The 21,278-nt window shown below is 66.9% G+C and carries 24 protein-coding genes; 13 read left to right on the top strand and 11 right to left on the bottom strand.

What is annotated here, in order from left to right; translation table 11 throughout:
* Window positions 1-26: 26 nt before the first annotated feature.
* Genes coaE through PS060_RS05640 form a run of 4 tightly spaced genes read right to left on the bottom strand, consistent with a single transcriptional unit; the run spans window position 27 to window position 2,888 of the window.
* Window positions 27-611: a dephospho-CoA kinase gene (gene coaE, locus PS060_RS05625; RefSeq protein WP_273986106.1), complete on the bottom strand. Its 585-nt coding sequence runs from the start codon at window positions 609-611 to the stop codon at window positions 27-29.
* Window positions 608-1,462, bottom strand: coding sequence for a shikimate dehydrogenase family protein (locus PS060_RS05630; RefSeq protein WP_273986107.1), 855 nt, complete (start codon window positions 1,460-1,462; stop codon window positions 608-610). Before PS060_RS05630 ends, coaE begins: the two co-directional genes overlap by 4 nt.
* Window positions 1,459-2,046, bottom strand: a complete 588-nt coding sequence (locus PS060_RS05635; RefSeq protein ID WP_273986109.1) for a Maf family protein — start codon at window positions 2,044-2,046, stop codon at window positions 1,459-1,461. The genes PS060_RS05630 and PS060_RS05635 overlap by 4 nt, the downstream gene beginning before the upstream one ends.
* Window positions 2,043-2,888 (bottom strand): pyruvate, water dikinase regulatory protein, encoded by an 846-nt coding sequence (locus PS060_RS05640; protein ID WP_273986110.1) that lies wholly within the window; start codon window positions 2,886-2,888, stop codon window positions 2,043-2,045. The genes PS060_RS05635 and PS060_RS05640 overlap by 4 nt, the downstream gene beginning before the upstream one ends.
* A 317-nt stretch (window positions 2,889-3,205) precedes the next feature.
* Here PS060_RS05640 and hemE point away from each other — a divergent pair, with 317 nt between their 5' ends.
* The 5 genes from hemE to PS060_RS05665 all read left to right on the top strand — a co-directional run bounded on the left by hemE (window position 3,206) and on the right by PS060_RS05665 (window position 7,139).
* Entirely contained in the window at window positions 3,206-4,222 is a 1,017-nt protein-coding gene (hemE, locus tag PS060_RS05645; RefSeq protein ID WP_273986112.1) for a uroporphyrinogen decarboxylase, read from the top strand.
* 4 nt (window positions 4,223-4,226) lie between these two features.
* On the top strand, window positions 4,227-4,670 hold the full coding sequence (locus PS060_RS05650) for a CopD family protein (RefSeq protein ID WP_273986113.1): 444 nt from the start codon (window positions 4,227-4,229) through the stop codon (window positions 4,668-4,670).
* 200 nt (window positions 4,671-4,870) lie between these two features.
* On the top strand, window positions 4,871-6,136 hold the full coding sequence (gene rho, locus PS060_RS05655; RefSeq protein WP_017663775.1) for a transcription termination factor Rho: 1,266 nt from the start codon (window positions 4,871-4,873) through the stop codon (window positions 6,134-6,136).
* Between the two features lie 63 nt (window positions 6,137-6,199).
* Entirely contained in the window at window positions 6,200-6,592 is a 393-nt protein-coding gene (locus PS060_RS05660; protein WP_273986115.1) for a BLUF domain-containing protein, read from the top strand.
* Between the two features lie 88 nt (window positions 6,593-6,680).
* Entirely contained in the window at window positions 6,681-7,139 is a 459-nt protein-coding gene (locus tag PS060_RS05665) for a BLUF domain-containing protein (protein ID WP_273986117.1), read from the top strand.
* Here PS060_RS05665 and PS060_RS05670 read toward each other — a convergent pair.
* Both PS060_RS05670 and PS060_RS05675 read right to left on the bottom strand, forming a co-directional pair.
* Window positions 7,087-7,482, bottom strand: a complete 396-nt coding sequence (locus tag PS060_RS05670; RefSeq protein WP_273986118.1) for a nuclear transport factor 2 family protein — start codon at window positions 7,480-7,482, stop codon at window positions 7,087-7,089. The two genes, PS060_RS05665 and PS060_RS05670, sit on opposite strands and share 53 nt — an antisense overlap.
* Window positions 7,479-8,177: a dienelactone hydrolase family protein gene (locus PS060_RS05675; RefSeq protein WP_273986119.1), complete on the bottom strand. Its 699-nt coding sequence runs from the start codon at window positions 8,175-8,177 to the stop codon at window positions 7,479-7,481. Before PS060_RS05675 ends, PS060_RS05670 begins: the two co-directional genes overlap by 4 nt.
* Window positions 8,178-8,279: 102 nt before the next feature.
* On the opposite strand from PS060_RS05675, the gene PS060_RS05680 reads away from it, so the two are divergent.
* The 6 genes from PS060_RS05680 (at window position 8,280) to PS060_RS05705 (ending at window position 14,264) form a co-directional block, all read left to right on the top strand.
* On the top strand, window positions 8,280-8,549 hold the full coding sequence (locus PS060_RS05680; protein WP_273986120.1) for a DUF6489 family protein: 270 nt from the start codon (window positions 8,280-8,282) through the stop codon (window positions 8,547-8,549).
* Between the two features lie 4 nt (window positions 8,550-8,553).
* Window positions 8,554-9,840 carry a tRNA uridine-5-carboxymethylaminomethyl(34) synthesis GTPase MnmE gene (gene mnmE, locus PS060_RS05685; RefSeq protein WP_273986121.1) on the top strand — a complete coding sequence of 429 codons (1,287 nt, stop codon included), beginning with the start codon at window positions 8,554-8,556 and terminating at the stop codon, window positions 9,838-9,840.
* Between the two features lie 156 nt (window positions 9,841-9,996).
* Complete coding sequence (mnmG, locus tag PS060_RS05690) at window positions 9,997-11,847, top strand: tRNA uridine-5-carboxymethylaminomethyl(34) synthesis enzyme MnmG (protein WP_273986122.1); 1,851 nt, start codon at window positions 9,997-9,999, stop codon at window positions 11,845-11,847.
* Window positions 11,844-12,470, top strand: a complete 627-nt coding sequence (rsmG, locus tag PS060_RS05695) for a 16S rRNA (guanine(527)-N(7))-methyltransferase RsmG (protein WP_273986123.1) — start codon at window positions 11,844-11,846, stop codon at window positions 12,468-12,470. Before mnmG ends, rsmG begins: the two co-directional genes overlap by 4 nt.
* Window positions 12,471-12,528: 58 nt before the next feature.
* A complete protein-coding gene (locus PS060_RS05700) occupies window positions 12,529-13,305 on the top strand; it encodes a ParA family protein (RefSeq protein ID WP_273986124.1) in 777 nt (258 codons plus the stop codon).
* Window positions 13,302-14,264 (top strand): ParB/RepB/Spo0J family partition protein, encoded by a 963-nt coding sequence (locus PS060_RS05705; protein ID WP_273986125.1) that lies wholly within the window; start codon window positions 13,302-13,304, stop codon window positions 14,262-14,264. Before PS060_RS05700 ends, PS060_RS05705 begins: the two co-directional genes overlap by 4 nt.
* Window positions 14,265-14,358: 94 nt before the next feature.
* Here PS060_RS05705 and PS060_RS05710 read toward each other — a convergent pair whose 3' ends face one another.
* Together PS060_RS05710 and PS060_RS05715 are read right to left on the bottom strand one after the other, a co-directional pair.
* Window positions 14,359-15,231 carry a hypothetical protein gene (locus PS060_RS05710; protein WP_273986126.1) on the bottom strand — a complete coding sequence of 291 codons (873 nt, stop codon included), beginning with the start codon at window positions 15,229-15,231 and terminating at the stop codon, window positions 14,359-14,361.
* A gap of 122 nt (window positions 15,232-15,353) precedes the next feature.
* The gene (locus tag PS060_RS05715) at window positions 15,354-15,851 is read right to left on the bottom strand and encodes a GAF domain-containing protein (protein WP_273986128.1); all 498 of its coding nucleotides are present in this window, start codon (window positions 15,849-15,851) and stop codon (window positions 15,354-15,356) included.
* Between the two features lie 64 nt (window positions 15,852-15,915).
* On the opposite strand from PS060_RS05715, the gene PS060_RS05720 reads away from it, so the two are divergent.
* The gene (locus tag PS060_RS05720; RefSeq protein ID WP_273986130.1) at window positions 15,916-17,394 is read left to right on the top strand and encodes a PQQ-dependent sugar dehydrogenase; all 1,479 of its coding nucleotides are present in this window, start codon (window positions 15,916-15,918) and stop codon (window positions 17,392-17,394) included.
* Here the strand turns inward: PS060_RS05720 and PS060_RS05725 are convergent.
* Window positions 17,391-18,206 (bottom strand): DUF815 domain-containing protein, encoded by an 816-nt coding sequence (locus PS060_RS05725; protein ID WP_273986132.1) that lies wholly within the window; start codon window positions 18,204-18,206, stop codon window positions 17,391-17,393. The two genes, PS060_RS05720 and PS060_RS05725, sit on opposite strands and share 4 nt — an antisense overlap.
* Window position 18,207: 1 nt before the next feature.
* Entirely contained in the window at window positions 18,208-19,950 is a 1,743-nt protein-coding gene (locus PS060_RS05730; protein ID WP_273986134.1) for an acyl-CoA dehydrogenase, read from the bottom strand.
* Between the two features lie 73 nt (window positions 19,951-20,023).
* Between PS060_RS05730 and PS060_RS05735 the strand changes: the two genes are divergently transcribed.
* Window positions 20,024-20,941, top strand: a complete 918-nt coding sequence (locus tag PS060_RS05735; protein WP_273986136.1) for an L-threonylcarbamoyladenylate synthase — start codon at window positions 20,024-20,026, stop codon at window positions 20,939-20,941.
* Here PS060_RS05735 and PS060_RS05740 read toward each other — a convergent pair.
* Window positions 20,938-21,270: a hypothetical protein gene (locus PS060_RS05740; protein WP_273986139.1), complete on the bottom strand. Its 333-nt coding sequence runs from the start codon at window positions 21,268-21,270 to the stop codon at window positions 20,938-20,940. The genes PS060_RS05735 and PS060_RS05740 overlap by 4 nt on opposite strands.
* Window positions 21,271-21,278: the final 8 nt, after the last annotated feature.

Raw genomic sequence — 21,278 nt, forward strand, 5'->3', positions numbered from 1 at the left:
CCGAGTCTTGCAAGCGGTCGCTGCAATCAAAGTGACGCAATCAGGGCAAGCACTTGGGCGCGGGTCTCGGCAAGGGTGGTTCCGGTGTCGATGACATGATCGGCGCGGGCGCGTTTCTCGGCATCGTGGAGTTGCAGCCCGTAGATGTGTTCGAACTTCTCCACCGTCATGCCCGAACGGGCGAGCACGCGGGCGCGCTGCACGTCCTCGGGCGCCGAGACGACCACGATGGTATCGACCGCCTCGTGGCCCCCGCGCTCGAACAGCAGCGGGATATCGAACACCACCGCGGGCTTGTCGGCGTTGGCTTCGAGGAAAGCGGCACGCTTCGCGGCGACCGCCGGGTGGACGATGGCCTCCAGCCGGGCGAGGGCGGGTTTGTCGGCGAAAACCTGATGGCCGAGCTTGTCACGGTCGACGCCGTTGGGGCCGGTCGATCCGGGGAAAGCCGCCTCGATCGGGGCGAGGAGTTCGCCTCCCGGCCCCTGCATCGCGCGCACCTCGGCATCGGCATCGAACACGGGGATGCCGGCCTCGGCAAACATCGCCGCGACGGTCGACTTGCCCATGCCGATGGAGCCGGTGAGGCCGATGATTTTTGGCTGTGTCATTGGGTGAGGATCGCTCGCAATTCGGCATCGTGCTCGCGCGGGGCGGGGTGGCCGAAGAAATGTTCGAAGGCCACGGCCGCCTGTCCGATCAGCATGGCGAGGCCATCGATGGTGCGGTGCCCTGCGGCGCGGGCGGCTTGCAGGAAGGCCGTGTCGCGCGGGGCGGTGACGATGTCGTAGGCGATGCTGCGCGGCGGGGCATGGCTCCAGTCGAAGGGCAAGGGTGGCTGGCCGATCATCCCGAGGCTGGAGGCGTTGATCACGAGATCAAGGCACCCCTCGCGGTCGTCGAAAGCGAAATCGGTCGGATCGGCGAAGTGGGCGAGAGGGGGCGTGTGATGCTCGCCGCCGGGTGCCAGTTCATCGAGCAAGGCGCGCGCCTTGCCCGGATCACGCCCGGCCACCACGAGCGTGAAGCCCTCTGCCGCCAGCGCCGCGATGATCGCCCGCGCCGCGCCGCCCGTGCCCAGAATACGCGCCATGCGGAAATAGTGCGCCTGCGCCAGCTCGGCCCTGAGCGGTTCGAGGAACCCGGCTGCATCGGTGTTGGTGCCGCTCAGCTGGCTGCCGGCAACCGGCAGCACGGTGTTGACCGCACCGATGGCATCGGCGGGCGGGTTGATCCGACCTAGCAGCGGCATGATCGCCTGCTTGTGCGGCATGGTGACATTGCATCCCCGCCACAGCGGGTCGGCGCGGCGCGCGGTGAGGTAATCGGCCAAGCCCTCAGCGGTCACATGGCAGGCGCGATACTCGGCATCGATCCCGAGCTTGCCGAGCCAGAAGCCGTGGATTGTCGGCGATTTGGACTGCGCGATCGGGTCGCCGATCACGTCCGCATAGGGTTTCACGCCAGCAGCACCCCTTGTTCGCGCAGCGCGCCGAGCAGCGGCAGCAGCGGCATCCCGAGGACGGTGAACTGGTCGCCTTCAATCGCCTCGAACAGCTGCACCCCCGGCCCTTCGATGCGGAATGCGCCGACGGTGTGTCCGATCGCGGGCCATTCGCAGGCGAGGTAGTGTTCGATGAAATCCTCGGACAATTCGCGGACATGGAGCCGGGCGAGGGCGGTGTGGCTCCATTCGCACCCGCCATCGCGCAGCAGCGCGGCTGCGGAGTGCAATTCCATTACCTTGCCGGAGAAGAACCGGAGGTGCTCGGCGGCCTCGTCGCGGCTTGCGGGCTTGTCGAAGCGGCGGGCGCCGCACACCACCAGCGAATCCGACCCCAGCACGAGGGCACCGGGATGAAGGGCTGCGACGGCTGCCGCCTTGGCGACCGCCAGGGCTTCGGCGACGTCGGCAGGCGAGGCACCGGCCAGCCCTGCCTCGACCGCGCGTTCGTCGATATCGGCAGGGATGCTGTCATAGGTGACGCCTGCGGCATCGAGCATCGCCCGGCGCGAGGCGCTCTTGCTGGCGAGGATCAGTTTCATATCGGCTTTCCTGTCCCGCCTTCGCCCACGGGCCGGCGGTCACGCTCCTGCGCCAGGCGGATGATCGCCGCGGCGGTTTCCTCGATCGAGCGGCGGGTGACGTCGATCACCGGCCAGCCATTATCGGCGAACATCCGCCGGGCAAATTGCAGCTCGGCCTTGACCCGGTCATTGTCGACATAGGCGGTCTCGGTGGCTTCGTTGAGCGTGAGCAGCCGGTTGCGGCGGATCTGAATCAGCCGCTCGGGCGATGTTGTCAGCCCGACGATCAGCGGGCTGCGCAGCCGGAACAGCGTGGCGGGCGGAGGGCTTTCCACCACCAGCGGGATATTCGCTGTCTTGAACCCGCGGTTGGCCAGATAGATCGAGGTCGGCGTCTTGGACGAACGCGAGACCCCGACCAGCACGATATCGGCCTGCTCCCATTCCTCGTGGCCCACGCCATCATCATGCGCGATGGTGTACTGGATCGCCTCCACCCGCTTGAAATAGCTCTCGTCCATCATGTGCTGGCGGCCCGGGCGGCCGTGGGCCTCCTGCCCGAGCTGGGCTTCGAGCGCCGCCGTCACCTGATCGAGCACCGGCACGGCGGGCAGGCCGAGGTGGCGGCAATGCTCCTCCAGCCGCTTGCGGGTTTCGGGGTTCACCAGCGTGTAGAGCACAAGGCCGGGATGCGCGGCGAGATCGGGCACGATCCGGTCGAGGTGCTGCAACGACCGCACCATCGGCCAGAAATGGCGGTTCACGCTCGGGTTGTCGAACTGGGCGAGGGCCGCCTTGGCGATCATCTCCAGCGTCTCGCCGGTCGAATCCGATACAAGGTGGAGGTTGAGTCGGTTCATGCCGTCAAAGCGCCTGTGGACAGATCGCCGCATAAACCACGGGAGGGAGTGCCGGACAAGCTGTGGGGCACTTTTCATGCCCGCTTCCGGCCATTTCACAGGGCTATTTGCCCACACGGGACAAGTTTTGTCGACAGGCTGGGAATAGTGGGGATAAAGCTGGCTTGACGTCCAATCCGTGCGGATTCGGTGGGGGAGTGAGTCAGGGGGGCAGGCTGGGGGCAATCGGGCAAGGCCCGGTAATTCCCGCTTTCCACAGGGCCAACAGACTCCATCCATCCTTTTAAAAATTGATTTGTTTTGCTCTAAGGAACCCTATGCCCGGTCCGCTTCTCGATACGCTCAAAGGTGTCCGTCAGGACGTCGCTCCCGTGTGGCTCATGCGACAGGCGGGGCGCTATCTCCCTGAATATCGAGAACTTCGGGCCGAAAAGGGCGGGTTTCTCGAACTGGTTTACGACAGCGAGGCGGCAGCCGAGATCACGGTGCAGCCGATCCGGCGGTTCGGGTTTGATGGCGCGATCCTGTTCTCCGACATCCTGATCGTGCCGCACGCGATGGGGCAGGGACTGACCTTCGCGGCCGGCGAAGGCCCGCACCTGTCGCCGACGCTGCTGGAGGTGGAGCTCGACTCGTTCACCCCTGCCTTCGAGCGGTTCGAGCCGGTGTACGAGACCGTGCGCCGCACCCGCGCGATGATCGGCCCGGAAGTGACCATGCTCGGCTTTGCGGGAAGCCCCTGGACGGTCGCAACCTACATGATCGCGGGCGAAGGCTCCAAGGATCACCACACGGCACGATTGCTGGCTTACCGCGATCCTGTGCGGATGCAGGCGATCATCGACGCCATCGTGGACGTGTCGGTCACCTACCTGCGCGGCCAGATCGATGCGGGCGCGGAAGCGGTGCAGCTGTTCGACAGCTGGGCGGGCAGCCTTGCCCCCGACCAGTTCGAAAAGTGGGTGATTGCCCCCAACGCTGCGATCACTGCCAAGCTCAAGGAAAGCCACCCCGATACCCCCGTGATCGGCTTCCCCAAGGGCGCGGGCGCGAAGCTGCCGGCCTATGCGCGTGAGACCGGGGTGGACGCGGTCGGCCTCGACGAGACGCTCGATCCGGTCTGGGCGCATCAGAGCCTTCCTGAAGGGATGCCGGTGCAGGGCAATTTCGATCCGCTGCTGCTCGAAGCCGGCGGCCCGGCGCTGGCGGCGCGGGTCAAGACGGTCATCGCCGCCTTCGAGGATCGCCCCCATGTCTTCAACCTCGGCCACGGGATCGGGCAGTTCACGCCGATTGCGCACGTCGAAGAATTGCTCGCCGCGCTAAGGGGTTAAGCCTGTGCAGGACACGCTGCTGTCGATCTATCTGTTCCTCAAGTCGGGCCATGTGATCTTCATGGTGTTCTGGCTCGCGGGGCTGTTCATGCTGCCGCGCCAGTGCATTTATATGCTCGATCACGAACCCGGCTCGGCGGGGGAGGCCAAGTGGGCCACGCGCATGGGCAAGCTGCGCGCGATCATCCTGACCCCGTCGCTGATCATCGTCTGGGTGCTGGGGCTGTCGATGGCCTACACCATGGGCTTCTTCAGCCAGGGCTGGCTCCACGCCAAGCTGACGCTGGTGCTGGCGCTGACGGGCTATCACGGCTGGCTGGTCGGCCAGACCAAGAAGATGGCGCGCGGGGAACGCCCCCTGAGCGAGACAACCTTGCGGATGATCGGCGAGGTGCCCGGCCTGCTGCTGATCGTGATCGTGCTGCTGGTCTATCTGAAGCCCTTCTGAGCGCGCATATTCGCTGATTGACCTCTCCCTCACGCGCTCCTATTTCCTACGCACCTATCCGGCATTCGGAGCGTGAGCGCGCTCCCACAGGTCTGCTTTCTCCAAGCCCAGCCCCGCCGACGGACCAACTTTCGGGGGGCACCTCTGCCAGCCAGAGGCACTGACCGTCCGGCCACCTTACCAACTTTCGGAAATACCAAATGCATCTCAAAGACTTGAAGCGAAAGACCCCGGCCGAACTGGTCGCGATGGCGGAAGAACTCGGCGTCGAGGGCGCCTCGACCATGCGCCGGCAGGATCTGCTGTTCTCGATCCTGCGCGAACTCGCCGAGGACGAGGAATATGAAGAGAAGATCATGGGCATCGGCACCATCGAGGTGCTGCAGGACGGCTTCGGCTTCCTGCGCTCGCCCGAAGCGAACTACCTTGCCGGGCCGGACGACATCTACGTCTCGCCCAACCAGGTGCGCCGCTGGGGTCTGCGCACGGGTGACACCGTCGAAGGCGAAATCCGCGCGCCGCGCGATGGCGAGCGTTATTTCGCGCTGACCAGCCTCGCCAAGGTCAATTTCGACGATCCCGACGCGGTGCGCCTGCGCACCAATTTCGACAACCTCACCCCGCTCTATCCGGATCAGAAGCTGACGCTCGACACGCTCGATCCCACGGTGAAGGACAAGAGCGCGCGGGTGATCGACATCATCGCGCCGCAGGGCAAGGGCCAGCGCGCGCTGATCGTCGCGCCGCCGCGCACTGGTAAGACCGTGCTGCTCCAGAACATCGCCAAGGCGATCACCGACAACCACCCGGAAGTGTTCCTGATCGTGTTGCTGGTCGACGAACGCCCCGAGGAAGTCACCGATATGCAGCGCTCGGTGAAGGGCGAGGTGATCTCCTCGACCTTCGACGAGCCGGCCAACCGCCATGTGCAAGTCGCTGAAATGGTGATCGAAAAGGCCAAGCGTCTGGTCGAGCACAAGCATGACGTGGTGATCCTGCTCGACTCGATCACCCGTCTCGGCCGTGCCTACAACACCGTGGTGCCGAGCTCCGGCAAGGTGCTGACCGGCGGTGTCGATGCGAACGCGCTCCAGCGGCCCAAGCGCTTCTTCGGTGCTGCGCGCAATATCGAGGAAGGCGGCTCGCTTTCGATCATCGCCACCGCGCTGATCGATACCGGCAGCCGCATGGACGAAGTCATCTTCGAAGAGTTCAAGGGCACCGGCAACTCGGAAATCGTGCTCGACCGCAAGGTCTCGGACAAGCGCATCTTCCCCGCGCTCGATGTCGGCAAGTCCGGCACCCGCAAGGAAGAACTGCTCGTCCAGAAGGACAATCTCAGCAAGATGTGGGTGCTGCGCCGCATCCTGATGCAGATGGGCACCGTAGACGCGATGGAATTCCTGCTCGACAAGATGAAGGATTCCAAGACCAACGAAGATTTCTTCGCTACGATGAATCAATAGCTTACCCAGTCCTTGCGGGCCATGGGGTCGGCTCGCAAGGATAGGTCAGAGGGACGGGAATACGTGCTCAGCCAGTATCTCTACATCAGCACCGCGCCGACCCTGCCGCGCGAGGAAGTGGACGCTATCCTCGCCGCGAGTGCGCGCAACAATCCCGCCCGCGGGATCACCGGGCTGCTGCTGTTCAACGGTCGCAACTTCCTGCAATTGCTCGAAGGCGAGGAGGGCGAGGTCGCCGCGTTGATGAACACCATCACCGCCGATCCGCGCCACTCCGGCGTCTCGGTGCTTGATCGCCGCTCCGTTGCCACGCGCGCCTGCCCCGACTGGGCGATGAACCGCGTGATGATCGCCGAAAGCATCGACAGCCGCCGCGAGGCGCTCGAGCGGGATCTGCCGCAGGGTCTTGATCCTGAAGTGCGCAAGATGATCGTCAACTTTGCGGTGCTGAACTGACCCCCTCGGGAAATCCCCTAAGCGCCCGGAAGCGCGTTTGAGGGGGCGGCGGTGCTAGGGCGGATGGGTTGTTGGAAGGGACAGCCCGATGCGCCGCATCATCTATCGCAGCACTGCATCACCGGATCTCGACCGGGCCGAGCTGTTCCGGCTGATCTTCCACGCGCGCGCCGCCAATGAGGCGCGCGGGCTTACGGGCGTGCTGCTGCGTGCCGACCAGCGCCTGCTTCAGGTGCTGGAAGGGCCGACCTGGAAGGTGATTGCCACCTTCGAGACGATCCGCCGCGATCTTCGCCATGTCGGGGTTGCGGTGATCGACGAACGCTCGATCCCGCAAGCCACCTTCCCGGACTGGCCGATGCGCTACTTCGACAACAGCGATATTGCCAAGGCGGTGCGGGTGATGACAGCGGCCGCGGGCGGGGAACTGCCCGGGTCGATTGCCGAAGCCATGCGTGATTTCTTCGTCGAGGCCTATATCTGCCCCGAGAGCCTCACCCCTTCGCCGCCGCCAGCTGTGTCGCCATCATCTCCCAGACCTTGTTGATCGCCTTCAGCGGCCGCACCATCACCTTGAAGTCGGTGATCTGGCCGCTGTCATTCCAGCGGATGATGTCGACGCCGTTGATCGCGATTCCGTCGAGCTCGGTGACGAATTCGAGCATCATCTCGTCCCCGTCCACCAGCTCACGCACGTAGTGGAAGCTGTCATTGCCGAGGACGTGGCTGGCGGCAACGAGATAGGCCATGACGATGGGTTTGCCCTTTTGGGGCGTGTGCACCACGGGGGAATGGAACACGGCGTCTTCGGCGAGCAGATCGGACAGCAGGGCGGGATCGCTCCCGCCCTCCATATAGGCGTGCCAGCGGGCGAGATTGGCCCCGCTCATCCGAGGTGCTCGGCAAAGAAGGCCGCCGTCCGCGCGTCTGCCAACTGTGCGGCCTCCTCATGGCGGCGCTGGCCGTGTTCGGTGGCAAAGCCGTGATCGAGGCCTTCGTAATCGTGCAATGTCACCTTGGGATGATCGTCCAGCCCCGCGTGCATTGCCGCCTGTGTTTCACGTGGAACAAAGCCGTCCGCGGTGGGGATATGCAGCATCACTGGGTGCGCGATGGCGTGCTTTTCGCCCAGCAGGCCGTCGATCCCGACCCCGTAATAGCCGACGCTCGCATCAATATCGGTGCGTGCGGCGGTCATGAAAGCGAGCCGCCCGCCGAGGCAATATCCCACACAGCCGACCTTCGCGACGCCGAGCGTGCGGCGGATATGGTGGATGGTCGCTTCGATATCGCGGATGCCCGCATCCTGATCGAACTCACCCATCATCGCGATCGCGCGGGCGAACTGGTCGGGCACGTCGGGGTCGGTTTCGAACCCCGGCTCCAGGCGCCAGAACAGATCGGGGGCGACCGCGAGATAGCCTGCCGCGGCGAGCTTGTCGCACTTCTGGCGGATACCCGGGTTCACCCCGAAAATCTCCTGAATGACGATGATCGCGGCGCGCGGGCTTCCCTCGGGGCGGGCGACATAGGCACCGAACTGCGCGTCACCTTCGAGGGTGGGGATGGTGGTATTGAGGCTCATGGGACTCTCTTGCGTTTGGGGTATCGGGCAAGGTCTATCTCTTGCCTTGCTCGGCTGCCAAGCCCAAATGAAGATAGGACCACAGGGAGAGGAGCCTGCCCGATGAAGATCACCATCGAAATCGACTGCACCCCGGAAGAGGCGCGCAGCTTCATGGGGCTGCCCGATGTGAGTGCGGCCAATAATGTCTATGTCGAGAACCTGACGGCGGCGATGCGCGGCGTGTCCGATCCGGGCCAGCTGCAGCAATATGCCAGCGCGCTGGCGCCGATGGGGCAGGTCGGGCTCAAGCTGTTCCAGAACTTCGTCGAGGGCGGGATGAAGATGGCGGCAGGCGGGGCCGGGGGATCGTCGAAGAAGTCCGCCGACTGACGTTGTGAGCGCCCGCGACACGATCTTCGCGCTCTCAAGCGGCGCGCCGCCGGCGGGCGTGGGGGTGATCCGCGTCTCCGGGCCATCGGCGCGGTCAGCCCTCGACACGCTGGCCGGGCGCGTGCCCGAGGCGCGGCGGGCGTCGCTGGCGAGGCTGCGTGATGCCACGGGGGCACTGCTCGATGAAGCGCTGGTGGTGTGGTTTCCGGGGCCGAACACGGCAACAGGCGAGGATCTGGCCGAGCTGCACTGCCATGGCGGGCGTGCGGTCATTGCTGCTGTCGAAGCCGCGCTCGCTGCGCTTGACGGGGTCAGACGCGCCGAGCCGGGCGAGTTCACCCGTCGCGCCTTTGCCAATGGCCGGATCGATCTGGCCGAGGCCGAGGGGCTGGCCGATCTGCTCGCCGCCGAAACCGAATGGCAACGCGCCGCCGCGCTCGCGAATGTCGGGGGCGCCTTGTCGCGGCAGGTCGAGGCCTGGCGCGAGCGGGTGCTGGCGTTGTCGGCCGAGGTCGAGGGCGTGCTCGACTTCTCGGATGAAGAGGACGCTGCCGATTTGCCCGAATGTTTCACGTGGAACATTGGTGCGCTCGCCGGAGAACTGGCCGAATGGCTCGCCCGCCCTCGCTCCGAGCGGTTGGGGGAGGGTTTCCGCGTTGTTCTCGCGGGGCCGCCCAATGCCGGCAAATCGACCTTGTTCAACGCGCTGGTGGAGAGCGAAGCCGCGATCACCTCGCCGATTGCGGGGACGACCCGCGATGTGATCGAACGCTCTGTGGCCATCGGCGGCGTCCCGTTCACCTTTGCCGATACGGCGGGCCTCAGGGATGCGGAGAGTGCCGACGCGATCGAGGCCATCGGCATTGACCGCGCCCGTAATGCGCTTGTGCGGGCCGATCTGGTGCTGTGGCTCGGGCCGGAGGGCGAAGGGCCGGACGGCGCATGGGAGATTGCCGCGCAGGCAGATCGCGAGGATTTCGTCCCGAAGCCCAGCGCGCGCTTTACCGTGTCGGCAGCGACCGGCGCGGGTGTGGCGGCGCTCAAGGCGGCTCTGTGCGAGGCGGCGCGCATGGCCTTGCCGAAGCCCGGAGAAGCCGCGCTCAACGCCCGCCAGCACGCGCGCCTGGGCGATGCTGTGGACGCGCTTCACGCAGCACAGGTGCTGACCGATCCCCTGCTGGTCGCCGAGGAACTGCGCCGCGCCCGCCTTGCTTTCGACCGGCTGATCGGTCGCGCGACCACCGAGGATATGCTCGATACGCTGTTCGGCCGGTTCTGCATCGGGAAGTGATTTTCCGAGGGCTGGGCAATGTTTCACGTGAAACATTTCTTCCACGTGGAGCGAATGTTTCACGTGAAACATTTTGAGCGGCACCCGGACAAGGCGTGAATGGCCCGGCCATGAATCGGCTTTGACTGTCCGACGCCTGCGCCCTATCTGCGGCCCATGCATAGCTTCGATGTCCTTGTCATCGGCGGCGGTCACGCCGGGGTGGAGGCTGCCTGCGCGGCCGCGCGCATGGGTGCGCGCACGGCGCTGGTGAGTTTCGACCTTTCCGCCATTGGCGCGATGAGCTGCAATCCGGCGATCGGCGGGCTCGGCAAGGGACATCTGGTGCGCGAGGTCGATGCGCTCGACGGCGTGCTGGGCCGCGCGGCGGATGCGGGGGCGATCCATTACCGGATGCTCAACCGCTCCAAGGGCAGCGCCGTCTGGGGGCCGCGCGTTCAGGCTGATCGAGTGCGCTTCAAGGCGGCGGTGCAGGCAAGTGTGCGCGCGCAGCCGAATCTGACGCGGGTGCAGGGCGAGGCCGCTGCACTGGTGCTCGAAGGTGGGCGGGTCGCGGGGCTGGAGCTCGCCGACGGCACAATGTTTCACGTGAAACATTTGGTGCTGTGCACCGGCACCTTTCTCGGCGGGATCCTGTTCCGGGGCGAAGAGCGCTTCGAAGGTGGGCGCATTGGCGAGAATGCCGCGCACCGCTTGGCGCAGCAGTTGCGCGGGGCCGCGCTGCCGATGGCGCGGCTCAAGACCGGCACGCCGCCTCGGCTCGACGGCCGCACCATCGACTGGGCGGTGCTGGAAGAGCAGCCCTCGGACGGGGAGGCCTGGACCATGTCGCCGCTCACCCCGCGCCGGATCAATCCGCAGGTCTTCTGCGCCATCACCCGCACCACGCAGGCTGGGCATGACGCGATCCGCGCCAACCTCCACCGCTCGCCGCTGTTCTCCGGCGCGATTGCGGCGGCGGGGCCGCGTTATTGCCCCTCGATCGAGGACAAGATCCATCGCTTTGGCGACCGTGAGGGGCATCAGGTGTTCCTCGAACCCGAAGGGCTGGACACGCACCTTGTCTATCCCAACGGGATCAGCACCTCGCTTCCCGTCGATGTGCAGGAAGAGGTGGTGCGCACCATGCCGGGCTGCGCGCGGGCGCAGATCGTGCAGCCGGGCTATGCGGTTGAGTATGACCATATCGACCCGCGCGCCCTGACGCCGGACTTGCAGGTGCGCGCGATCCCGGGGCTTTACTGCGCGGGGCAGATCAACGGCACCACGGGCTACGAGGAAGCCGCCGCGCAGGGGCTTGTCGCGGGGCTGGAGGCCGCGGCCGCGGCGCTCGGCAAGGCGGTGCCCCGGCTTGACCGGGCCAATTCCTATATCGCGGTGATGGTCGATGACCTGACCTTGCAGGGCGTGTCAGAGCCCTACCGGATGCTCACCGCGCGGGCCGAATACCGCCTGCGCCTGCGCGCCAACAATGCCGCGACCCGGCTGACCGGGCTGGGCATCGCGGCGGGCTGCATCGGGGACGAGCGCCGCGCATGGTGGGAACGCCGCGAGCGCTTGCGCGAAATGTTTCACGTGAAACATTCGCAGACAGTGCACGCGCGCGAGCTTGCTGACCTCGGGCTTCCCGTGCGGCGCGATCATGGCGAGAAGACTCTTGCCGAGTGGCTGCGGTTCGATGGCGTGACGCCCGAAGCGCTGGCGCCCTGGCTCGGGGACATCACCGCACTTGATCCGCTGCTGGCCGAGGAGATGGCGGAGGACGCGGCCTATGCGCCCTATCTCGCCCGGCAGGATGCCGAACTGCGCGATCTGCGCGCGAGCGAGGCGCTGCCGCTGCCCTCGGATTTCCCCTATGGGGAGGTGCCCGGTCTTTCCAACGAAATGGTCGAGCGGCTCACCAAGGCGGCACCGGGGACGCTGGCAGCCGCAGGCCGCGTTCCGGGTGTGACCCCGGCGGCGCTCTCGGCGCTGCTTGTCCATGCCCGTCGCAGGCTGGCGGCATGATTACCACGGAAGACGAAGCCCGCGCTTATGTCGCCGGGCTGACCGACGATGCGGGCATGGCGCGGCTCGACACCTTCGCTGCGCTGGTGCTGGCGGAAAATCAGCGCCAGAACCTCATCGCCAGGGCGACCGAGCCGCACCTGTGGCAGCGCCATATCGCCGATTCAGCGCAGCTGCTGGACAATGTTTCACGTGAAACATTGGGGCCGAATGCGCGCGGGCCGTGGCTTGATCTGGGCAGCGGCCCAGGCTTTCCCGGTCTTGTGATCGCGGCGCTGTGCCCGAATATGCCGGTGGTGCTGGTCGAATCGCGCGCGCGGCGGGTGGCGTTTCTCGAAGAAGCCATCGCGGCGCTCGATCTGAAGAAGTGCCGGGTCGAAGGCCAGCGGCTCGAACGCGTTGCACCCTTCGAAGCCCGCGCCATTTCGGCACGTGCCTTTGCGCCGCTCCCCAAACTTCTCGAACTATCCGCACCCTTCTCCACAAGGCGCACAGTCTATGTGTTGCCCAAGGGGCGCTCGGCGGCGCAGGAGTTGGAGAGCTTGAAGCCTTCGATTCGGGCAATGTTTCACGTGAAACATTCCTTGACCGATCCCGAGGCCGGGATCATCGTGAAGGCCTGACACGCGAACAGGCGCAGATTCCACATGAATCCGCGCCGGGGAAGGACGGACGAGACCCATGCTGACCATCGCGATTGCCAATCAGAAGGGTGGCGTTGGCAAGACCACCACCGCCATCAACATCGCCACCGCGATGGCGGCGACCGGGTGGCGCACGCTGCTGATCGACCTCGACCCGCAGGGCAATGCCTCGACCGGGCTGGGTGTGCACTCGGCCGCGCGCGAGGTTTCGAGCTACGATCTGCTGGTGGATGAGGTGTCGCTCGATTCGGCCATCGTCCCCTCGACCATCCCGCGCCTTGATCTGGTGCCGGCCACGGTCGATCTGTCAGGCGCCGAGGTCGAGCTGGTCGCGGTCGAGGGCCGCACCCACCGGCTCGACAAGGCGCTCAAGGGGCACACGGGGCACGATATCTGCTTCATCGATTGCCCGCCGTCGCTCGGCCTGCTGACGCTGAATGCCCTGTGCGCGGCCGATACGCTGCTGGTGCCGCTGCAATGCGAGTTCTTCGCGCTCGAAGGTCTCTCGCAGCTGCTCCAGACGGTCGATCAGGTGCAGCAGCGCTTCAACCCCGATCTCGGCATCATCGGCGTGGCGCTGACCATGTATGACCGGCGCAACCGGCTGACCGATCAGGTGTCGGATGACGTGCGCGACTGCCTCGGCAAGCTGGTGTTCGAGACGGTGATCCCGCGCAACGTCCGCCTCTCCGAAGCGCCAAGCCACGGGCTCCCGGCGCTGATCTATGACCAGCACTGCACCGGCAGCCGCGCCTATATGTCGCTGGCGCGCGAGCTGATCGGGCGATTTCCCGCAGAAAGACAGGCCGCATGAGTGATAATTCCGCCCAAAGTGCTGAAATAACTGCCAATTCGCGGGGTGACGATAAGCCCCGGCGGCTCGGGCGGGGGCTGGGTGCGCTGCTTGGGGAAACCCGGCGCGAGGAACCGCTGGTGCGCCGCGAGGATGCGCCTGCTGAAGCCGCTGCGCTCGGCACATCGCCGCTGCGCAACCTTGCGCTTGCCACCATCAAGCCGCTCCCCGGCAACCCGCGCAAGCACTTCGATGAAGCCGCGCTGAGCGAGCTGGCGGCCTCGATCGCCACCCGCGGCGTGATCCAGCCGGTGATCGTCCGCCCGCACCCGAATGGTGAGGGCTATCAGCTGGTTGCCGGTGAGCGGCGTTGGCGCGCGGCACAGAAGGCGCGGCTGCACGAGATCCCGGCGCTGGTGCGCGACCTGTCTGACCGCGAGGTGATGGCGCTTGCCCTGATCGAGAACCTGCAGCGCGAAGACCTGAGCCCGGTCGAGGAAGCGCGCGCCTATCATCGCCTCTCCGAAGAGGAAGGCATGATCCAGGTCGACATCGCCAAGATGGTCGAAAAGTCGCGCAGCCACATCGCCAACATGATGCGGCTGGTGACCCTGCCTGACCGCGTGCTCGACCTGATCGAAGCGGGCAAGCTCACCATGGGCCACGCCCGCGCGCTGATCGGACGCGAGGATGCGCTGCATCTGGCCGAAATCGCCGTGGCCGAGGGGCTTTCGGTGCGCGATATCGAAAACCTGACGCGCAAGCCCGGCAAGACCCCGGACGCGCCTGCGCAGCCGCCCTATCAAACCGCTGAAAACGCCGATATTCTCGCGGTGCAGCAGCACCTTGAGGAGTTCCTTGGCCTCAATGTCCGGATCAAGCCCGAGGTCGATCCGCGCAAGGGGACGGTGACGATCCGTTACACCACGCTCGATCAGCTCGATCTGCTGTGCCAGCGGCTGACCGGCGGGGAATTTTAGAGGGATAACCCTCCCACCGGACACAGAAAAGCCCCGCAAGCTCGCCTGAACTTGCGGGGCTCTTCCTATCTCCCCTTGGGGAAGCGTCGGGTGATCACCGCTGCTTGATCATCTTGGGCGAAGGGCGCGGGGCCGGATCGGGGATCACGCGCGCCGCGCCGGGGACGGTGTAGGTCTCGTAGCGCTCGGTCTCGCGCACCACCACCTGCTGCTGCACCTCGGTGCGCACCGGCACCAGCACCACCTGCGGCGGCGGGGCATAGGTGTAGCCGTAGGAATAGGCCGGGTAGCCATAGCCGTAGCCATAGGCCGGGCCGGCCGGGTAGGGGTAGGCGATCTCGCGGCTGGCGATGCGGGTGCCCGGCGCGCCATATTGCGACAGGTAGGCGTCGAGCGCGGCCTCGCAGTCGTAGCGGTCGTCGTCATCGCCATCGAACAGGCTGCCGAGGAGACCCCCGATCAGCCCGCCGCCCCCGACACCCAGCACGGTGCCGAGCACGCGGTCGCCTGCGCCGGCGATCTCATAGCCCGCAAAGCCGCCGGCAATCGCGCCGAGCAACCCGCCGATGATCGTGCCGGTGTCGTCACGGTTCTGACCCTTGGTGCGGCGGCGACATTCTTCGATCCACTGCTCGCGCTCGAACACGGCGGGCGCGGCGGCATAGGTCATCGCCGGAGCATAGCCGTGCGGGGCGTAGCCAGCCTGCGGTGCAGCAGGCAGCGGGCGCGGCGCGTCGATGCGGCGGGTGCGGGTGATGGTCTCGACCCCGTTGATCACGGTCACGGTTTCGGTGTTCTGCATCGTCGCAACCGAGGGCGCAGGGGCTGCGCGCATATCGGCGGGCAGTGTGCGCACCTCGGTCTCCGCCATCGGCGTGAGTGGCGGCAGATCGGCATAATTCTGCGCCCCGGCCGCCGCCGGAAGGGCAAGCGCGGCGAGCGGAAGAATCGAAAACAGCTTGGACATGGGCAAATCCCCCTGAATCAGCCACGGTTAGCTGATGGTTAGCGAAAGCTTACCACCGCCAAGCCTCATGCCCCAAGCGATGCTGTCGGTGCTGTCCCGTTTCGGGAAGCCCGGAGCCTGGGTCAGAGCCGCGGGCCAAGCATCGCGGCAAGCGCTTCGATCCCCGCCGCGTCGGCCTCGGTGAAGCGCGCAAGCGAGGGGCTGTCGAGATCGATCACCGCGATCACGCGCCCGTCGCGCACCACCGGCACCACCAACTCGCTCGCGCTGGCAGCGTCGCAGGCGATGTGGCCGGGAAAGGCGTGGACATCGGCGACCAGCTGGGTCGCGCCGCTCGCCGCTGCCGTGCCGCATACGCCCTTGCCGAAAGGGATGCGGATGCACGCCGGGCGGCCCACGAACGGCCCCAGCACCAGTTCATCGCCGCCGCCCGTCTTGGCCGGGCCGACGCGGTAGAACCCGGCCCAGTTGAGATCGGGCAGGAATTCCCACAAGAGCGCCGCGACATTGGCCATGTTGGCGACGCCATCGGGTTCGCCATCGGTCAGCGCATCGGCGGCGGCGAGGAGATCGCGGTAGAGCTCTGCCGGATCGGCGGCAGTGGGCTTGAAATCATACATGGCAGGCCTGGCCTTCGCAGCTTGTGTGTTGCCGCCGGGACGGGGCGGCTCTATCCCGTCCCACATGGCAATCTTCCGCAAAATCGCAATCGCTTCCGGTGTCCTCGTCGTCATTGGCGCAGGCGGGTTCTGGTATCTCAGTCAGGGCGATGTCGCCGATCTGTCGGTCGAGGAGGTCGCGGGCACCGATCCGGTGCTCAAGGAAGGCGAGGCGCAGACCGTCCCCACCGTCCAGATCGCCGAGCCGGTGGGCTGGGCCAAGGGTGAGGCGCCGGTCGCGGCCGAAGGGCTGGAGGTCGCGCGCTTTGCCGAAGGGCTGGAACACCCGCGCACCATCCACACCCTCCCCAATGGCGATGTCCTCGTCAGCCTGACCCGCGCCCCCAAGAGCGAGGGCGGCGGCGGCGTGCTCGACGCAATCTATGGCTGGATCGCCAATCAATTGCTGAGCAAGGCGGGCGCGACCGGCGAATCGCCCAACCAGATCGTGCTGCTGCGCGATGCCGATGGCGACGGTGCGGCCGAGACCCGCAAGGTGATCCTCTCCGAAGGCCTCGATTCGCCCTCTGGCCTCGCGTGGAAGGACGGGACGCTCTACGTCGCCAACCACAACGCGCTGCTGGCCTTCCCCTATGCGCTGGGGGCCGACGCGGTATCGGGCAAGCCTGCCAAGCTGATGGATCTGCCCGGCGGCGGCGGGCACTGGATGCGCAATCTGGAGCTCTCGCCCGATGGCCAGCGGCTCTATGTCGCGGTCGGATCGGTCAGCAATATCGGCGAATCCGGGATGAAGGCCGAAGAGGGCCGGGCGATGATCTGGGAATATGATCTCGCCGCCAAGCGCCAGCGCCAGTTCGGCGTGGGGCTGCGCAATCCCAACGGCATGGATTTCAGCCCCTGGAGCGGCGAGCTTTGGACCACCGTGAACGAGCGCGATATGCTCGGCAGCGATCTGGTGCCGGATTACCTCACCAACGTGCCGGTGGGCGCGCAATATGGCTGGCCGTGGGTCTACTACAAGACCAACCGCGACCGCCGGGTCGATGCGCCGATGCCGCGCTTCCTGATGGAATATGTGCGCAACCCCGAATATGCGCTGGGGCCGCACGTTGCGGCGCTCGGGCTGGTGTTCTCGAAGGAGGGCGACCGTATGGGCGAAGGCTTCGCCAGCGGCGCCTTTATCGCGCGGCACGGATCGTGGAACCGCAAGCCGCCCTCGGGCTATGACGTGGTGTTCGTCGACTTCGACGATCGCGGCAATCCGGTGGGCAAGCCCAAGCCGGTGCTGACCGGCTTCCTCAAGGATGATGGCACCACCCGCGGCCGCCCGACCTGGGTGGAATGGGCAGGTGATGGGTCGCTGCTGGTGTCGGATGACACGGCCGGGATCATCTGGCGGGTCCGCGCCCCGAACGCCGCGCCCGCCCCGGCGATTTCGAAGCTGGGGGGCGAATCGCTCAAGCCAGTGACCAGGCTGCGCGATCCGCGCGCCGAGTTCGAGGCCGATTACCTGCGGCGGCAGGCGGGGCAGAAGGTCAACTAGAGCCGCTTTCCGGCCCGGCCCGCCAATTCGGTAGCGAATTGCAGCGCGGTGCGGCCAGACCGGTTGCCGCGCTGGATCGCGAAGGCCATCGCCTCCTCGGCATCGAAAGCGAGGCCGAGCGGGGCGGTGTAGCCCTCCAGAATGGCGAGGTAGGTGTCCTTGTCCGCCGGGTGAAAGCCCAGCGTCAGCCCGAAGCGGTCGGCCAGCGCCAGCGCATCGTCGCGCTCGTCGCGCTCGTGGATCGCACCGGAGGTATCCTCGCGCTCGACAATCCCGCGCCGGTTGGCGGTGACGACGCAGCGGATATGCGCCGGACGGGGCGCGATGCCGCCTTCGAGCAGGCTGCGCAGCGCGAGCATCTCCGCCCGCCCGTCCGCGCCGAAGCCGAGATCGTCGATGAAGAGGAGGAAGGCGCGCTCCACGCCCGCCAGCGCAGCGATCAGCGCGGGGAAGGTCGGCAGGGTGCCGGGGGCGAGCTGCACCAGTGCGAGCTTCGGCGTCTCCTTCTGCACATCGGCGACACAGGCGCGCACCAGCGCCGATTTGCCCATCCCCCGCGCGCCCCACAGCAGCGCGTCATGCGCCGCCGCGCCGCTCGCCAGACGGGCGCACAAGTTGCGCAAGCCAACTTTCTGCGCCTCGATCCCGTGGAGCGCATCCAGCGCCAGGGCATCGAGCACCGGAACGGGCCGCGCGCTTTCACCCTCCCACACATAGGCGGGGTGGGCGAGCCAATCGGTCGGAGCGGCAGGCGGGGGCGCGAGGCGTTCGAGCGCGGCGGCGATCCGCTCCAGCGCGTCCCCGCCGTCCATATCAGGCAACCAGCGCTTCGGCGGGCAGAGCGTAGAGCAGCTCCGCTCCCGCCACCGCGCCGGCCTTGAGGCCCGCGGCTTCGGGCACGATCCGGTCGAGGAAGAAGCGCACCGTCACCGGCTTGGTCGCTGCGAGTTCCGGAGCCGCGCCCGCCGCGACAGCCGCGGCCTGTTTGGTCAGCTGCCAGCCCGCCACGCACACCGCGGCCATGGTGCAGAAGGGCACGCTGCCCGCCAGCCTGTCATCGAGGCTCGCATCGTCGCGCATCCAGCGGGCGACGCTGGCGCAGTCCATCGCGAGCGCGGCGAGGGCGTATTCATCCGCTGCCTCGCGCGCGATTTCCTCGAACAGCGCGACCAGAGCCTCGCCGCCCTCCAGCCCGAGCTTGCGGGTCACGAGGTCGGCAGCCTGAATGCCGTTGGTGCCTTCATAGATCGGCGCGATCCGCGAATCGCGCCAGTGCTGCGCGGCGCCGGTCTCCTCGACGAAGCCCATCCCGCCGTGGATCTGGATGCCGAGGCCCGAGACCTCGACGCCGACATCGGTGCCCCACGCCTTGAGCAGCGGGACAAGGATCTCCGAACGGGTCTTGGCCGCCTCGTCGCCAAGGTTCCCACGATCGACCTGACCGGCGCAGTAGTAGAGCAGCGCGCGCACGCCCTCGGTGAGCGCCTTCATGCGCAGGATCATGCGGCGCACGTCGGGGTGCTCGATGATCGCCACCGGGGTCTTGTCGGGCGATCCGGCGCGGGCCGACTGCACCCGGTCGCGCGCATAGGCGAGCGCCTGCTGGGTCGCCCGTTCGGCGATCTGCGCGCCCTGGTTGCCGACATTGATGCGCGCGTTGTTCATCATCGTGAACATCGCCGCGAGCCCCTTGTTGGGGGCGCCGACCAACTCGCCGATGCATTCGCCATTGTCGCCGTAGGACATCACACAGGTGGGCGAGGCGTTAATGCCGAGCTTGTGTTCGAGGCTCACGCAGCGAAGGTCGTTCTTCGGCCCCAGCGAGCCGTCCGCGTTCACATGATACTTGGGCACCACGAAGAGACTGATCCCGCGCGATCCCTCCGGCGCGCCGGGGAGGCGGGCCAGAACGAGGTGGATGATGTTCTTCGCCAGATCATGCTCGCCCCAGGTGATGTAGATCTTCTGGCCGGTGATCTTGTATTTCCCCGCGTGTTCGCCGTCCTCGATCGGTTCGGCGGTCGAACGCAGCGCGCCGACATCGCTGCCGGCGGCGGGCTCGGTGAGATTCATCGTCCCCGACCACTCGCCGCTCACCAGCTTGGGAAGATACATCGCCTGCTGGGCGGGGGAGCCGTGATGCTCCAGCGCCTCGATCGCGCCGACGCTCAACATCGGCAGCAGGGTGAAGGCCATGTTCGCCGCGCCGAGGTTCTCGAGCACGTTGCAGGCCAGCGTGAAAGGCAGGCCTTGCCCGCCATGGGCTGTCGGCGAGGCGATGGCGTTCCAGCCTTGCTCGACATAGGCGTGATAGGCGGCTTCGAACCCGTCCGGCAGGCGCACCACGCCGTTCTCCAACTTCGCGCCCTCAAGGTCGCCCTTGCGGTTGAGCGGCGCGAATTCCCCTGCCGCAAACTGCCCGACGCCTGCGACGATGGCTTCGACCAGATCGGCTTCGGCATGGGCAAAACGGTCGGTCTGGGCGAGTTCGTCGATCCCGGCATTGACGCGGATGGCGAGCAGCTGGTCGGCGGTCGGCGGGGTAAAGGGGGTCACTTCGGGGGCGTCCTTGCGAATGGAAGTTGCAGCTGCACTTGGCAGGGCGGCGAATCGAATATAGCGCCGGGGCATGAGCGGCAAGAACGTTACGGAAGTGCGGCTGGCAGACGCCGATGGGATCGCGCAAGCCGCGCGATGTCTCGAATCGGGCGGGCTGGTGGCGGTGCCGACCGAGACGGTCTACGGCCTTGCGGCGCGGGCGGACTCCGCCGAGGCCGTCGCAAGAATCTATGCCGCGAAGGGCCGCCCGGACTTCAACCCGCTGATCGTCCATGTGGCGGGGCTCGCGCAGGCCGAACGCTATGCGGAGTTCTCGCCCGAGGCGCGGGCATTGGCGGGAGCGCATTGGCCCGGCCCGCTCACGCTGGTGCTGCCCCGCCGCACTGACGCCGGGTTGGCCGAGGCGGTGACGGCAAGGCTGCCGACTGTGGCGCTGCGGGCACCTGCGCACCCGGTGATGCAGGCGCTGCTGGCGGCGGTGGACTTTCCGCTCGCCGCGCCTTCGGCCAATCGCAGCGGGTTTATCAGCCCCACGACCCCGGCCCATGTTCTCGCCTCGCTCGAAGGGCGGATCGCGATGGTGCTCGACGGCGGTGCGACGACAGCGGGGGTGGAATCAACCATCGTCGCCGTGCGCGCAGACGGGCGTGTGGAGGAACTGCGCCCCGGGCCGCTTCAGATCGGTGTGCGGGGTGAAGGCAGGACCCTCGAAGCCCCCGGCCAACTCGCGAGCCACTACGCGCCCGGCAAGCCGGTGCGGCTGGGGGCGACACATGCCGAGCCTGACGAGTTCCTGATCGGGTTCGGCGCGGTTGCAGGTGATGTCACGCTGTCAGCCAGCGGCGACTGCATCGAAGCTGCCGCGCGCCTCTACGCCGCCCTCCACGAAGCCGCCCGTGCCCCGCTGCCGCGCATCGCCGTCGCCCCGGTGCCCGAGCAGGGCGTGGGCCGCGCGATCAATGACCGGTTGCGGCGGGCGGCGGCTTAGGGCTCGTCCCGCGACACCGGGACTTCCGGCAGCAGCGCCCGCATTTCGGCACGGATTTCGGAGGCCTTTTCACAGGCTTCCTCGTCACCATCGCCGCAACGGTCGGCCTGCTTGTCGAGCTCGCGCCCCAACTCGCCGAGGCGTTCCTCGCGCTTGCGGATCTCGCGCCCGCGCTTTTCATCCGCTTCGGACTGGCTGGTGGTGGCCGCATCCACCCCCGCGCTGACCGCGCGCACCGGCAGCGTCACCACGCCGACGACGGCCTTGGCGACACAGCCCGGCAAGGCGAGCGTGACAAGAGCGAGAGCGAGAAGCTGAGGCGCGCGCATGGGGCGAC

Origin of the sequence: Erythrobacter sp. BLCC-B19 (assembly GCF_028621955.1) — a bacterium.
Taxonomy (GTDB): Bacteria; Pseudomonadota; Alphaproteobacteria; order Sphingomonadales; family Sphingomonadaceae; genus Erythrobacter.

Bases quoted from the DNA above. Each gene is read 5' to 3' on its own strand.
- coaE (WP_273986106.1), bottom strand. From the start codon at position 611: ATGACACAGCCAAAAATCATCGGCCTCACCGGCTCCATCGGCATGGGC.
- PS060_RS05635 (WP_273986109.1), bottom strand. From the start codon at position 2,046: ATGAAACTGATCCTCGCCAGCAAGAGCGCCTCGCGCCGGGCGATGCTC.
- PS060_RS05640 (WP_273986110.1), bottom strand. From the start codon at position 2,888: ATGAACCGACTCAACCTCCACCTTGTATCGGATTCGACCGGCGAGACG.
- hemE (WP_273986112.1), top strand. From the start codon at position 3,206: ATGCCCGGTCCGCTTCTCGATACGCTCAAAGGTGTCCGTCAGGACGTC.
- rho (WP_017663775.1), top strand. From the start codon at position 4,871: ATGCATCTCAAAGACTTGAAGCGAAAGACCCCGGCCGAACTGGTCGCG.
- PS060_RS05665 (WP_273986117.1), top strand. From the start codon at position 6,681: ATGCGCCGCATCATCTATCGCAGCACTGCATCACCGGATCTCGACCGG.
- PS060_RS05670 (WP_273986118.1), bottom strand. From the start codon at position 7,482: ATGAGCGGGGCCAATCTCGCCCGCTGGCACGCCTATATGGAGGGCGGG.
- PS060_RS05675 (WP_273986119.1), bottom strand. From the start codon at position 8,177: ATGAGCCTCAATACCACCATCCCCACCCTCGAAGGTGACGCGCAGTTC.
- PS060_RS05680 (WP_273986120.1), top strand. From the start codon at position 8,280: ATGAAGATCACCATCGAAATCGACTGCACCCCGGAAGAGGCGCGCAGC.
- mnmG (WP_273986122.1), top strand. From the start codon at position 9,997: ATGCATAGCTTCGATGTCCTTGTCATCGGCGGCGGTCACGCCGGGGTG.
- rsmG (WP_273986123.1), top strand. From the start codon at position 11,844: ATGATTACCACGGAAGACGAAGCCCGCGCTTATGTCGCCGGGCTGACC.
- PS060_RS05700 (WP_273986124.1), top strand. From the start codon at position 12,529: ATGCTGACCATCGCGATTGCCAATCAGAAGGGTGGCGTTGGCAAGACC.
- PS060_RS05705 (WP_273986125.1), top strand. From the start codon at position 13,302: ATGAGTGATAATTCCGCCCAAAGTGCTGAAATAACTGCCAATTCGCGG.
- PS060_RS05710 (WP_273986126.1), bottom strand. From the start codon at position 15,231: ATGTCCAAGCTGTTTTCGATTCTTCCGCTCGCCGCGCTTGCCCTTCCG.
- PS060_RS05715 (WP_273986128.1), bottom strand. From the start codon at position 15,851: ATGTATGATTTCAAGCCCACTGCCGCCGATCCGGCAGAGCTCTACCGC.
- PS060_RS05720 (WP_273986130.1), top strand. From the start codon at position 15,916: ATGGCAATCTTCCGCAAAATCGCAATCGCTTCCGGTGTCCTCGTCGTC.
- PS060_RS05725 (WP_273986132.1), bottom strand. From the start codon at position 18,206: ATGGACGGCGGGGACGCGCTGGAGCGGATCGCCGCCGCGCTCGAACGC.
- PS060_RS05735 (WP_273986136.1), top strand. From the start codon at position 20,024: ATGAGCGGCAAGAACGTTACGGAAGTGCGGCTGGCAGACGCCGATGGG.
- PS060_RS05740 (WP_273986139.1), bottom strand. From the start codon at position 21,270: ATGCGCGCGCCTCAGCTTCTCGCTCTCGCTCTTGTCACGCTCGCCTTG.